Origin of the sequence: Xanthomonas sp. SI (assembly GCF_014236855.1) — a bacterium.
In the GTDB taxonomy this organism is placed as follows: domain Bacteria; phylum Pseudomonadota; class Gammaproteobacteria; order Xanthomonadales; family Xanthomonadaceae; genus Xanthomonas_A.
In genome coordinates, this window is record NZ_CP051261.1 from 4,599,614 (window position 1) to 4,611,039 (window position 11,426).

Annotated in this window: 15 protein-coding genes; 10 read left to right on the top strand and 5 right to left on the bottom strand. The window is 69.5% G+C overall.

Translation table 11 applies throughout. From position 1 onward, the window contains the following. Positions 1-4 precede the first annotated feature (4 nt). Positions 5-634, bottom strand: a complete 630-nt coding sequence (gstA, locus tag HEP75_RS19480) for a glutathione transferase GstA (RefSeq protein ID WP_185824610.1) — start codon at positions 632-634, stop codon at positions 5-7. A 142-nt stretch (positions 635-776) separates the two neighbouring features. On the opposite strand from gstA, the gene HEP75_RS19485 reads away from it, so the two are divergent. The 5 genes from HEP75_RS19485 to accC all read left to right on the top strand — a co-directional run bounded on the left by HEP75_RS19485 (position 777) and on the right by accC (position 4,274). Beyond that, on the top strand, positions 777-1,100 hold the full coding sequence (locus HEP75_RS19485; RefSeq protein ID WP_185814204.1) for a helix-turn-helix domain-containing protein: 324 nt from the start codon (positions 777-779) through the stop codon (positions 1,098-1,100). A 330-nt stretch (positions 1,101-1,430) separates the two neighbouring features. Then, the gene (aroQ, locus tag HEP75_RS19490; protein ID WP_185824611.1) at positions 1,431-1,877 is read left to right on the top strand and encodes a type II 3-dehydroquinate dehydratase; all 447 of its coding nucleotides are present in this window, start codon (positions 1,431-1,433) and stop codon (positions 1,875-1,877) included. Between the two features lie 105 nt (positions 1,878-1,982). Then, entirely contained in the window at positions 1,983-2,462 is a 480-nt protein-coding gene (gene accB / locus HEP75_RS19495) for an acetyl-CoA carboxylase biotin carboxyl carrier protein (protein WP_185814206.1), read from the top strand. Between the two features lie 20 nt (positions 2,463-2,482). Beyond that, entirely contained in the window at positions 2,483-2,917 is a 435-nt protein-coding gene (locus HEP75_RS19500) for a four helix bundle protein (protein WP_185814207.1), read from the top strand. Beyond that, positions 2,907-4,274 carry an acetyl-CoA carboxylase biotin carboxylase subunit gene (accC, locus tag HEP75_RS19505; protein WP_185814208.1) on the top strand — a complete coding sequence of 456 codons (1,368 nt, stop codon included), beginning with the start codon at positions 2,907-2,909 and terminating at the stop codon, positions 4,272-4,274. The genes HEP75_RS19500 and accC overlap by 11 nt, the downstream gene beginning before the upstream one ends. 227 nt (positions 4,275-4,501) lie before the next feature. Here the strand turns inward: accC and HEP75_RS19510 are convergent, their stop codons facing one another. Beyond that, positions 4,502-5,392, bottom strand: a complete 891-nt coding sequence (locus HEP75_RS19510; protein WP_185824612.1) for an AraC family transcriptional regulator — start codon at positions 5,390-5,392, stop codon at positions 4,502-4,504. A 100-nt stretch (positions 5,393-5,492) separates the two neighbouring features. On the opposite strand from HEP75_RS19510, the gene HEP75_RS19515 reads away from it, so the two are divergent. Continuing rightward, positions 5,493-6,236, top strand: a complete 744-nt coding sequence (locus tag HEP75_RS19515) for an SDR family oxidoreductase (RefSeq protein WP_185824613.1) — start codon at positions 5,493-5,495, stop codon at positions 6,234-6,236. Positions 6,237-6,342: 106 nt separating this feature from the next. Here HEP75_RS19515 and HEP75_RS19520 read toward each other — a convergent pair whose 3' ends face one another. Together HEP75_RS19520 and HEP75_RS19525 are read right to left on the bottom strand one after the other, a co-directional pair. Continuing rightward, positions 6,343-6,696: a hypothetical protein gene (locus HEP75_RS19520; RefSeq protein ID WP_185814211.1), complete on the bottom strand. Its 354-nt coding sequence runs from the start codon at positions 6,694-6,696 to the stop codon at positions 6,343-6,345. Next, on the bottom strand, positions 6,693-7,634 hold the full coding sequence (locus tag HEP75_RS19525; RefSeq protein ID WP_185824614.1) for a hypothetical protein: 942 nt from the start codon (positions 7,632-7,634) through the stop codon (positions 6,693-6,695). Before HEP75_RS19525 ends, HEP75_RS19520 begins: the two co-directional genes overlap by 4 nt. A gap of 205 nt (positions 7,635-7,839) precedes the next feature. Here HEP75_RS19525 and prmA point away from each other — a divergent pair, with 205 nt between their 5' ends. Next, on the top strand, positions 7,840-8,760 hold the full coding sequence (gene prmA, locus HEP75_RS19530) for a 50S ribosomal protein L11 methyltransferase (protein WP_185824615.1): 921 nt from the start codon (positions 7,840-7,842) through the stop codon (positions 8,758-8,760). A gap of 48 nt (positions 8,761-8,808) precedes the next feature. On the opposite strand, the gene HEP75_RS19535 is transcribed toward prmA, so the two are convergent. Further along, entirely contained in the window at positions 8,809-9,276 is a 468-nt protein-coding gene (locus tag HEP75_RS19535; protein WP_185824616.1) for a hypothetical protein, read from the bottom strand. Positions 9,277-9,462: 186 nt separating this feature from the next. Between HEP75_RS19535 and HEP75_RS19540 the strand changes: the two genes are divergently transcribed. From HEP75_RS19540 to fis, 3 genes are all read left to right on the top strand, one after another. After that, entirely contained in the window at positions 9,463-9,831 is a 369-nt protein-coding gene (locus HEP75_RS19540) for a helix-turn-helix transcriptional regulator (RefSeq protein WP_185814215.1), read from the top strand. A 172-nt stretch (positions 9,832-10,003) separates the two neighbouring features. After that, the gene (locus HEP75_RS22325; RefSeq protein ID WP_255423916.1) at positions 10,004-10,903 is read left to right on the top strand and encodes a DUF3426 domain-containing protein; all 900 of its coding nucleotides are present in this window, start codon (positions 10,004-10,006) and stop codon (positions 10,901-10,903) included. Positions 10,904-11,018: 115 nt separating this feature from the next. Next, positions 11,019-11,291 carry a DNA-binding transcriptional regulator Fis gene (fis, locus tag HEP75_RS19550; protein ID WP_003471008.1) on the top strand — a complete coding sequence of 91 codons (273 nt, stop codon included), beginning with the start codon at positions 11,019-11,021 and terminating at the stop codon, positions 11,289-11,291. Positions 11,292-11,426 lie beyond the last annotated feature (135 nt).

Genomic DNA, 11,426 nt, shown 5'->3' on the forward strand with positions numbered 1-11,426 from the left:
CGACCTACTGAAGCCCTTCTTCGCTCAGTGCCCGCTGCACCGAAGGCCGCGCGTGCACGCGCCGGTACCACGCCTGCAGGTTCTGCAACGCGTCGAAGTGGATGTCCGCCCGGTAGTGCGAGGTCAGCCAGGGCGCCTGGCCCCAGCCGGTCAGCGCGTAGAGATAGGCATCGGCGACGGTGAAGGCATCCCCCATCAGGAACTGTCGACCGGCGAGCTGTGCATCGATCCAGGCGAAGCGCTGCTCCAGCTTCGGCCGCGCGGTATCCACGTACTGGCCGGCGAGCCGCGCGTACAGCAGCGGAATGAAGCCCTTGTGGATCTCCGTGGCCAGGAAGTTCAGCCATTCCTGCAAGCGGTAGCGTTGCATGCTGCCGTTGGGCGGCACCAGGCCGCGTTCCGGCTTGCGATCGCCCAGGTACTGGACGATGGCCGGCCCTTCGCGCAGCACGCTGCCATCGTCGAGTTCGAGCGCCGGCACGTAGCCCATCGAATTGACCCGATGGAAATCTTCTCCATCCTCAGTCAGATGCTTGCGGTGATCGACCCTCACCAGCGTCGCCTCGAGGCCGAGCTCATGCAGCACGATATGCGGCGCGAGGGAGCAGGCGGCCGGGATGTAGTACAGCTTCATTGCGATCTCCAGAAAGTGGGCGCAGCTCTAGGGCGAGCAGCCCGACGCATTCTAGAAACCAGGTATAGAAAAGGAAGAAGGCACTATAATGTTGTCTAGGTACAAAATTTATACCTAGCGTGCGCACACCGAGGGACTTGCGATGAAGGACAACGTGTCCGGCTGCTCCGTGGAAGAGGCCATGCGCCTGCTGGGCGGAAGATGGCGCCTGTTGCTGGTGTCGTACCTGCTCGACGGCCCCAAGCGGTTCAACGAACTGCGCCGCGACGTTCCGGCCATTTCGCAGCGCATGCTGACCCTGGACCTGCGCGCCCTGGAAGAAGCGGGGCTGATTCAGCGCACCGTCTATCCGACCGTGCCGGTCAAGGTCGAATACGCGCTGACCGAGGACGGGCGGCGCCTGGAACCAGTGGTGGCGGTGATGAAGGAGTTCGGGCTGTGGGTCAAGGCGCGGTCTGCCGGATGAGCGCTGCCGGCTCGGGACCGGAAGGGATGTCCCGGGCTTCAGAGACGCACGTGCGAGACGACTTCGGAATGCAGCCAGTGCCATGCGTCGTCGCACATCGCGCACCGCAACAGCCTCCGCGCAAGAAAGCGCCTCGACTGACCTCGCTCTGGACGGGCTAGGATGCGAGCAGTGCAACTGCGACCAAGCCGCCTCGCGCCTTGCACTGCCCGCGCCACGCGCCGCGCGCCGCAGAACCAAACATCCGTTTAAAACACGCGCAACTTCGCCGAACTGGACAGTAATCCCGGCTTCGCGCAGACTGCCGCCCTTTCCGCTGCTTTGTCTTCCATGGCGCGACTGCTGCTGTTGCATGGCCCCAACCTCAACCTGCTCGGCACCCGCGAGCCGGGGGTCTATGGGCACACCACGCTGGCGCAGATCGATGCGACGCTGCTCGCGCAGGCCACGGCCGCCGGGCACCAGCTGGACAACCTGCAGTCCAACGCCGAGCACGTGCTGGTGGAGCGGGTGCAGGCCGCGCGCGGCGACGGCACCGCCTTCATCCTGATCAACCCAGCCGCGTTCACCCATACCTCGGTGGCGCTGCGCGACGCGCTGGCGGCGGTGGCGATCCCGTTCATCGAGATCCACCTGTCCAACCCGCACAGCCGCGAGCCGTTCCGCCACCACAGCTATTTCAGCGACCACGCGCTCGGCGTGATCTGCGGCTTCGGCGCCGACAGCTACCGCTACGCGATGGATGCGGCGCTGGCCCGGCTGGGAGCCGGCGCATGAGCGGCACTCCCGGCTTCAGCGCGCGTCGTGCGGCGCTGCGCCACCCTCTCCGCGTTCGCCGGGCCGCGTGCCCGGTCATTTCCCGATTCACCTCAAGAGGCCGTTATGGATCTCCGTAAAATCAAGAAGCTGATCGACCTGCTGGAAGAGTCCAATCTCGCCGAGATCGAGATCAAGGAAGGCGAGGAAAGCGTGCGCCTGGCGCGCACGCCCAAGGGCATGATCGCCAGCGCCCCGCAGTACGCCCCGGCCCCTGTCGCCGCGCCGCCTGCGGCCGCGCCGATGCCGATGAGCTCGCCCACCGAGGCCTCCACCGGCGGCACCGCCAAGCCCGGCAATGCCCTGCCCGAGGGCCACGTGCTGCGCGCGCCGATGGTCGGCACCTTCTACACCTCGCCGTCGCCGGACAAGCCGGCCTTCGTCACGGTCGGCCAGGCGGTCAAGGCCGGCGAGACCCTGGCGATCATCGAGGCGATGAAGATGTTCAACCCGATCGAAGCCGACGTCTCCGGCACCATCGTCGCGATCCTCAGCGACAGCGGCGTGCCGGTGGAGTTCGATCAGCCGTTGTTTGTGATTGGCTGAGCGGCCGGGATTGGGGATTCGTGATTTGGGATTCGCAACAGCGGCCGCACGAGCGCCTCACGGTGTGGCGCGATGCGATGGCGTTGGTCGAAGCGATCTACCATCTCACCCAGAATTTCCCCGATGCCGAACGCTTTGGACTGACCGCACAGATGCGGCGCGCGGCGATCAGCGTTCCCTCCAACATCGCGGAGGGCGCCGCGCGGCGGTCCACTGCCGAGTACCTGCGCTATCTGTCGATGGCGCGAGGCTCGCTGGCCGAATTGGATACGCAGATGCAGATCGCGACACGGCTGCAGTTCGGTTCGCCGGACGCGGCAACCCTCGATCTCTTGAACCGCACCTTTTCCAGGCTCAACGCATTGATCCGCACGCTGGACGATTCGCGACATCTGCGCGAGCCCGGCGCCCTCTACGAATCCCCAATCTCGAATCCCGAATCCCATGCTCGATAAAGTCGTCATCGCCAATCGCGGCGAAATCGCGCTGCGCATCCTGCGCGCGTGCCATACGCTCGGCATCCGCACGGTCGCGGTGCATTCCACCGTCGACCGCAACCTCAAGCACGTGGCCATGGCCGACGAGTCGGTGTGCATCGGCCCGGCGTCGTCGGCCGAGAGCTACCTCAACATCCCGGCGCTGATCGCCGCGGCCGAGGTCACCGACGCGCAGGCCATCCATCCCGGCTACGGTTTCCTGTCGGAGAACGCCGACTTCGCCGAGCGCGTGGAGCAGTCCGGTTTCATCTTCATCGGCCCCAAGGCCGACACCATCCGCCTGATGGGCGACAAGGTCGAGGCGATCCGCGCGATGAAGGCCGCCGGCGTGCCGTGCGTGCCCGGCTCGGGCGGCCCGCTGGGCGATGACATTGTCGCCAACACCAAGGTCGCGCGCGAGATCGGCTACCCGGTGATCATCAAGGCGGCCGGCGGCGGCGGCGGCCGCGGCATGCGCGTGGTGCATTCGGAGGCGGCGCTGAAGGCGGCGATCGAGACCACCAAGTCCGAGGCCAAGGCCGCTTTCAGCAACGACCAGGTGTACATGGAGAAGTTCCTGGAGAATCCGCGCCACGTGGAGATCCAGGTGCTGGCCGACGGCCAGGGCAACGCCATCCACCTGGGCGAGCGCGACTGCTCGATGCAGCGCCGCCACCAGAAGGTGGTCGAAGAAGCGCCCGCGCCCGGCATCACCGAGCAGCTGCGCAGCGAGATCGGCAAGGTCTGCGTGGATGCCTGCGTGCGCATCGGCTACCGCGGCGCCGGCACCTTCGAATTCCTGTTCGAGGATGGCCGCTTCTACTTCATCGAAATGAACACGCGCATCCAGGTCGAACACCCGGTCACCGAGCGCATCACCGGCATCGACCTGGTCTGCGAGCAGCTGCGCATCGCCGCCGGCCACAAGTTGAGCATCAAGCAGAGCGACATCGTGCTGCGCGGCCATGCGATCGAGTGCCGCATCAACGCCGAGGACCCGGAAACCTTCATGCCCAACCCGGGCCTGATCACCGGCTTCCACCCGCCCGGCGGCCCCGGCGTGCGCGTGGACACGCACATCTACAGCGGCTACAGGGTGCCGCCGAACTACGACTCGATGATTGGCAAGCTGATCGTGCACGGCCCGGACCGCGACACCGCGATCGCGCGCATGCGCGTGGCGCTGAGCGAGATGGTGGTGGACGGGATCAAGACCAACATCCCGCTGCAGCAGCGGATCATGCGCGACAAGGGCTTCCAGGCCGGCGGGCAGAACATCCACTACCTGGAAAAGCGCCTGGCCGAGCGCAAGAACAAGTCGATTGCGTTGGTTTGAGAGCCGGGATTGGGGATTCGGGATTGGGGATTCGCAAATGCGGGTCCCGGGTCGCGATCCCTTCCTGGTGATGGCAGGCGACCGGTTCTAGTCGCTGCCAGGACGCGCCTTGGGCAAGCCTTCGCATGCGCGTTGCGCGGCAGATTGGCGATCGCATCCGGCCACTTCGGATTGCCCGCAGATGGCGTTGCAAAGCACTGCCATCGGCATCGCCGCCGCGTTTTGCGTCAGCGTTTGGCGTAGTGGCTGGGCGCTTCGCCCACGTGGCGGCTGAAGGCGACGCTGAAGCTGCTGGTCGAGCCATAGCCGACGCGTTGCGCCACCTCGGCCACGTTCGATCCGCGCCGCAGCAGGTCCTTCGCCAGCTCCATGCGCCAGGCCAGCACGTACTCCATCGGCGGCACGCCGACCGTGCGGGCGAAGCGGTCGAAGAACGTCGAGCGCGACAGCGCGGCCGCCTGCGCGAGTTCGCCCACCGTCCAGGCGTGATCGATGCGGGCGTGGATCCGCGTGAGCGCCGGCGCCAGCCGTTCGTCGCCCAGGCCGCGCAGCAGGCCCGGCGGCGCATTCCCCGCCGTCGTCCAGCGCATGGCCTCGACCAGCAGCATCTCGACCAGCCGCGACAGCATGTAGTCGTTGCCCGGCTTCCTGTCGTGGTACTCCTCGCCCACCATCTGCACCAGTTGCATCAGCCGGCCCGCGCCGCGCACGTGGACCACCGCCGGCAGCAGCGAGACCAGCAGCCCGGCATGGGCGCTGTCGAACAGGAAGGCGCCGCCCAGTGAGCGCATGTCCGGCGCGCCGTCCGGTTCGCCGTGGCGCCGCTCGCCCTGCCCGCCGGGAACGACCTTCGGATCGATGAATACCGGCGGCCCCGGCACCAGGCTGGAGAGCGTGAACGCCGGCGTGGTCGGCAGCAGCACGAAATCGCCGGCGCCGATCGCGAGCGGCGGATGCCCGTCCACCGCCAGCACGGCGCTGCCTTCCAGCACGATGCAGAACCCCGGCTGCCCGTACTCGGCATAGCGCACCGCCCAGTTGCCCTTGCCGCTGATCAGGTTGGCGAACACCGCGCGGGGGTGGAGCAGGCGGACGAGCTCGGAAAGCGGATCGTGCATTTCGGACTTTCGCTAAAACAAAAAGGATTCCGCATTATCGATCATCCGAGACAGCTGGCCTATCGTTTCCTCCCGAGTCCACTCACTCCTGGAGAACGCAATGAAGACCGTCCTGATCACTGGCTGCTCCTCCGGCTACGGCCTGGAAACCGCGCGCCACTTCCTGGCCCAAGGCTGGAACGTCGTCGCCACCATGCGCCAGCCCCGACCGGCGCTGCTGCCGGCCTCGCCCGACCTGCGCATGCTGGCGCTGGACGTGACCCAGCCCGACAGCATCGCGCTGGCGCTGGAGGCGGCCGGCCCCATCGACGCGCTGGTCAACAATGCCGGCATCGGGCTGTTCGGCGCGTTCGAGGCCACGCCGATGGCGACCGTGCGCGAGGTGTTCGAGACCAACACCTTCGGCGTCATGGCGATGTGCCAGGCCGCCATTCCCCGGTTTCGCCAGCGCGGCGCGGGCGTCATCGTCAACGTGACCTCCAGCGCCACGCTGGCGCCGTTCCCGCTGGTGGCCGCGTACACGGCAAGCAAGACCGCGGTGCAGGGCTTCACCGCATCGCTGCGCCACGAACTGCAGGCGTTCGGCCTGCGGGTCAAGCTGGTGGAGCCCGGCTACGGCCCGTCCACCCAGTTCACCGCCAACGGACAGCAGCGCATGCAGGGCCTGATCCCGGACGCCTACGCGCCCTTTGCCCGCGAGGTGTTCTCGCACCTGGGCCAACCGGCGGCGGTGACGACGGCGAGCGACGTCGCCCAGGCGATCTGGGAAGCGGCCAACGACGTTTCCGAGCGGCTGCATTTCCCGGCCGGCGCCGATGCCGTGGCGCTGTCCGAACAGCGCTAGGTGCGCCGCACGTCCGCCGCGAAGCGCTGAAATATCGGGTCGCACCAACAGATCGGGGCCGAAGACTCGCCTTTGCGAATCCCGAATCCCAAATCCCGAATCCCGGCTACTTCGCCTGCGTCCCCGGCACCGGCTCGGCGCCCAGGGTCGAGGTCGGGCTGACGATCATCACCGTCTCGGTGGAGCCGTCCGGCCACACGATCTGGAAGGTGCTGCCCGGGCTCAGGGTGGAGAACGGCATGCCGCTGCGGGCGCGGTAGATCGCCGCCACCTGCGCGGCGCCGGCGCGGCGCAGGTCCGGGTCGGCGTGCGTGGTGGTCAGTTCGACCTTGGACAGGCCGCGGTAGCGCTGCTCGGCCGTGTCGATCAGCAGCAGGCCGGCCGCCGCCGCCGAATAGGCGACCAGGGCCAGCACCCAGAACCAGAACTTGGCGCCGTGCAGCCATCGCCGGTAATTCATGAGCCCGCTCCTGTCGTATCCACCAGACGGTTGACCATGTCGTTCATCGTGTCCGTGCCTTGCCGCGGCACCGCGGCGTCGTAAACAAAACTGCTGAAATCCTGGGTCGGGTCCTGCGAACAGATCCCGCCGTTGGCGCAATAGCGGGTCATCAACTCGCTGTTCGGGCCGCAATCCAGCCCCAGCCGGCAGGCCGCCAGCTGCCAGGCCAGTTCGGTGAAGGCGGTACCGGCGATGCGCTCGTCCAGGCTGTCGTCGCCGCTGGCGGCCAAGCCCATCGCCGGTGCCAGCGCCATGTACGCGTCCGGATCGCCGGAGGCGCGCACCCGTTCGACCAGGTCGCGCTTGTAGCCGGCCGAGGACTGCAGCGGCTGCCCCAGCGTCAGCAGCGCCGCCTCCGCGGCTAGGTTGCCGCCGCGCGCGGCCTGCACGCGCTGGGCGACGATGGCCTGGCGGGTGAGGCCGTCGCCGGGCACGAAGCCGGCGCAGCGGCGGCCGACCCGCGCGCGCGCATCGACCATGCGCCCCGAGGTCGGCAGTTGCGCCGCATCGATCGCACGGGTGTCGGCGGCATAGCCGGCCGGATTCATCGCATAGCCGGCGCAATAGTCGTAGATGCGGCTGAGCAGCCAGGACGCATCGGCATCGCCCTGCGCGGCGGCGGCGGACAGTTGCTGCGCGGTGCGGTACAGGTCGGGGCTGCGTTCCAGCGCGGTGCGGCGGTCGGGCGACGCCGCCGGCAATGCCTGCACCGAGCTGCGCCTGCGCTGGTCCTGCCCCGACACGTCCACGGTCGCCGGGGTGGCCGCGGCGGCACCCACAGTCACCGGCAGCGCCGGTGCCGCGGCCAGCAGCAGCGCGCGATAGCCGACCACGCCCAGCAGCAGCGCAGCGGGCGCCAGCAACAGCCAGGTTTTGCGGGACACGGCGAAGGGCATGCGCGTAGGCGATCGGGGCAGCAGGCGAGGAGCGCGGCCGCGGCCGCTGGAACCGGGGGCCGCCGCAATGTGCCAGTCTAACGCAGCCGATGGCGGGCCACGGCAGACAATGGCGGCCGCGGTCGCGGCGTGCGCGGCCGGCGCCGGTTCGGGCCGCCGCGGCGGTCGTCTAAGATGCGCGGTCATTCCTCCTTGTGCCCGACCGATGCCGTTCCTCGAACTGACTGTGCGCTGCACCGACGCCACCCAGCCCCGCTACGAGAACGCGCTGGAGGACGTCGGCGCGCTGGCGGTCACCCTGCTCGACGCCGAGGCCGACACCAGCAACGAGCGCGCGATCCTGGAACCGGGGGTCGGCGAGACCCCGCTGTGGGGCACGCTGGTGCTCAGTGCGCTGTTCCCCGCCGAGCAGGACGCGTTGCTGCTGCTGGCCGCGCTGGAGGCGTTCGACCCGGGCCTGGACTGGGCCCAGGCCACGTTCCGCAAGGTCGACGACCAGGACTGGGAACGCGCCTGGCTGGACCAGTTCCAGCCGATGCGCTTCGGCACGCGCACCTTCATCGTGCCGTGGAACCACGACCTGCCCGAGGACGCGCGCGGCGCCGATGCCGCGGTGGTGCGGCTGGACCCGGGCCTGGCGTTCGGTTCCGGCACCCATCCGACCACCGCGCTGTGCCTGCGCTGGCTCGACGCCCTGGCCGCCGACGGCGCGCTGGCGCAGGCGCGCGTGCTCGACTTCGGCTGCGGCTCCGGGATCCTGGCGCTGGCCGCGCTGAAGCTGGGCGCGGCGGCGGCAGTGGGCGTGGACAACGACCCGCAGGCGCTGCTGGCCACGCACGACAACGCCGAGCGCAATGACGTCGGCGCGCGCCTGACGGTGCACCTGCCGGCCGACGAGCCGGTGGCCACCTATCCGGTGGTGGTCGCCAACATCCTGGCCTCGGCGCTGGACGCGCTGGCGCCGACCCTGGCCGAACGCGTCGCGCCGGGCGGGCGCATCGCCCTGTCCGGGATCCTGCATGGCCAGGAACAGGAGCTGTTGCAGCGCTACGCGCCGTGGTTCGAGCAGCTGCGCAGCGAACAGGACGGCGACTGGATGCGTATCGACGGCGTGCGCCGCGCCTGAGTCCGCGGAGCGGCGGGTCCGCTCACGCGCTCGCGCCGGATCCAACACTCACCCGCGGCCTGCGGCCAGGCTGCGGATCGCCGCGGTCAGCAACGCCGCCTCGGCATGGATCGCCAGCACCCGGGTCCGCGGCCGCCAGCCCTGCGCGCGCAGGCGGCGCTCGTGCCAGCGATGGCCGCGCCGCGCCCGCGGCAGCCGCCAGGCCAGTTCCAGCAGCACGCCGATCAGTGCCGACGCACCCAGGGTCTGGACCAGCGCCAGCCAGCCCGCGGCGTGCACCAGCAGCCATAGCAGCGCCGGCGCCCGCGACGGCGGCGCGGGCGGATACGGCAGCGCGAACACCTGCCACGACCAGCCCTGCCTGACCGCGCAGCGACCGTCGCCGGCATCGGCCCAGATCCGGTAGCGGTGCGCGCCGATCCCCGGCGGCGGCCGCGGGCGGCTGTGCGTGCGCAGCGGGGCGATCGCGAAACGAGAGCGGTGGACATCCTGCAGCGGGGCATCCTGCGTGTGCATCGGCGCGTCCTGGTCCATGGCAGCGGGTCGGGCGGCGGCGGCAGAGACGGCGCAAACGATGCGGCGTCTTCACTGCGCACAGCCATCGCCGACGACAGTATCAACAACAAAGCCCTCATTGAAAGCCGTACGAACCAACTTTCCCAGTCGGCGCGGCTATATCTCGCCTCCCCCGCGGAGGTGAGTGTGAACAGCAGGCTGTACGAACGGGTGCGCGAAGCGCGCAAGCTGACCGGTCTCACCCAGGAAGCGCTCGCGCTGGACCTGTCGGTGACCCGCAGCGCCGTGGCGCAGTGGGAGATGGCCGACGGCACCGCGCCGGCGGTGGAGCACCTGATCGCCCTGGCCCGCCGCAGCGGGCTGACCTTCGAATACCTGGCCACCGGCCGCGGCGAACGCGTGTTCGGCGAACCGCTGTCCGTGGCCGAGGAAGCCGCGCACTACCGACAACTGTCCGACCAGCAGGCGCGCCTGCTCGACAGCTTCGAGACCCTGAGTCCCCGCCAGCGCGCCGGCCTGCTGGACCTGATCGGCACCGGCAAGCACCGGCGCTGAGCAGGGACCCGATGTCCCTGTAGGAGCGGCTTCAGCCGCGACAGGAACTTACCGAAGGTGCCTGTCGCGGCTGAAGCCGCTCCTACAGAAGCCCACGAAGGCCACGAGCGCACTGCAGCCCGCTCCCGCGCGTGCTTGAATAGGGGTCTCGTTGCCGCCGTCGCCTGCACGCATGCCCGATCCCACCCCGCCCCGTCCCAGCCTCGCGACCTTGCTGCGCCAGCCCCAGCAGCCGGTGCCGGAACAGGCCGATGCCGCCGAGACGGCAGGTCCCGCTGCAGACGCGGCGGCCGGCCCCGCCGAGACGGGCGATACCGGTAACGGCGCGGCGCCGCGTGCCGATGCCCCCGGCGCGCCGGAGTCCGAGCCAGCGTCGACGCCGGAGGCGGACGCCTCGCGCGCCGCCGGGGTCACCGCAACGCCGCCCGCCGCGGTGACCGGCGAGTCGAGCGCGCCTGCCGGACTCGAACCGCAGTCGGAACCCGAACCGGAATCGGCGCTGGCGCCGCCGCCGCAGCTGGAACCGGACCTGACCACAGCAGCGATCGCCACCAGCGCCGCGCCCAGCTTCATGCAGCCCAGCGCGTCACGCCGGCCGGTGCTGCGCGCCGCGCCCTGGCAGTGGATCGCGCTGGTCGGGCTGGGCCTGCTGCTGGCGCTGCAGATCCTGGTCGCCGACCGGCAACGGCTGGGCGCCGACGCGCGCTGGCGGCCGTGGGTGGCCGGCGTGTGCCAGGCGCTGCGCTGCAGCCTGCCGCCGTGGCGCGAGCCGAGCGCGTTCACCATGCTCAGCCGCGAGGTGCGGCCGCTGCCCGGCCGCGCCGGCACCCTGCAGATCCAGGCCACCTTCCGCAACGACGCGCGCTGGGCGCAGGCCTGGCCGCTGCTGCAGCTGTCGCTGGCCGACGCCGACGGCCGCACCATCGGCAGCCGCGTGCTGCGCCCGGAGGAGTACCTGGGCCGCACCCGCCCGGATACGGCGACGCTGGCGCCCGGACAGAGCGCGCAGGTGGCGTTCCAGGTGCGCGAACCGGCCGCGGGAACCGCTGCATTCAGTTTCGACTTCCACTGAAACGCTGTGACATCACGATCCGGCATGGCAGCGAGGCAGGCCACGCGCTAGACTCGTCCCCCCGCGCCGGCCCTCCAACCTTCCGGCGCCGACGTCATCCGGGGACCCGCCGAACTTGAACGCTGCCACCACTCGTCCTGACTCCAGTCGCGGCGCGCCGAAGCCGCCGCTGCGCGAACACGTGGCGCAGTCCGTGCGCCGCTACCTGCGCGACCTCGATGGCTGCGACGCCGACGACGTGTACGAGATCGTGCTGCGCGAGATGGAGATCCCGTTGTTCGTGGAAGTGCTCAACCACTGCGAAGGCAACCAGAGCCGCGCCGCGGCGATGCTGGGCATCCATCGCGCCACGCTGCGCAAGAAGTTGAAGGAATACGGGTTGGCTTGAGGCGGGACTCGGGACTCGGGACTCGGGACTCGGGACTGCAGAATCACGTCCCCATGCAAATCGCCGTCAAGCGGCCCGATAAAAAAAAGCCGCCCTTTCTGCAGAAAAGGCGGCTTTTTTATTTCAGCCCGGGCG

Coding starts and splice junctions, on each gene's coding strand:
- accC (WP_185814208.1), top strand. CDS start 2,907: ATGCTCGATAAAGTCGTCATCGCCAATCGCGGCGAAATCGCGCTGCGC.
- HEP75_RS19485 (WP_185814204.1), top strand. CDS start 777: ATGAAGGACAACGTGTCCGGCTGCTCCGTGGAAGAGGCCATGCGCCTG.
- aroQ (WP_185824611.1), top strand. CDS start 1,431: ATGGCGCGACTGCTGCTGTTGCATGGCCCCAACCTCAACCTGCTCGGC.
- HEP75_RS22325 (WP_255423916.1), top strand. CDS start 10,004: ATGCCCGATCCCACCCCGCCCCGTCCCAGCCTCGCGACCTTGCTGCGC.
- HEP75_RS19535 (WP_185824616.1), bottom strand. CDS start 9,276: ATGCACACGCAGGATGCCCCGCTGCAGGATGTCCACCGCTCTCGTTTC.
- HEP75_RS19510 (WP_185824612.1), bottom strand. CDS start 5,392: ATGCACGATCCGCTTTCCGAGCTCGTCCGCCTGCTCCACCCCCGCGCG.
- gstA (WP_185824610.1), bottom strand. CDS start 634: ATGAAGCTGTACTACATCCCGGCCGCCTGCTCCCTCGCGCCGCATATC.
- HEP75_RS19525 (WP_185824614.1), bottom strand. CDS start 7,634: ATGCCCTTCGCCGTGTCCCGCAAAACCTGGCTGTTGCTGGCGCCCGCT.
- HEP75_RS19515 (WP_185824613.1), top strand. CDS start 5,493: ATGAAGACCGTCCTGATCACTGGCTGCTCCTCCGGCTACGGCCTGGAA.
- HEP75_RS19520 (WP_185814211.1), bottom strand. CDS start 6,696: ATGAATTACCGGCGATGGCTGCACGGCGCCAAGTTCTGGTTCTGGGTG.
- accB (WP_185814206.1), top strand. CDS start 1,983: ATGGATCTCCGTAAAATCAAGAAGCTGATCGACCTGCTGGAAGAGTCC.
- prmA (WP_185824615.1), top strand. CDS start 7,840: ATGCCGTTCCTCGAACTGACTGTGCGCTGCACCGACGCCACCCAGCCC.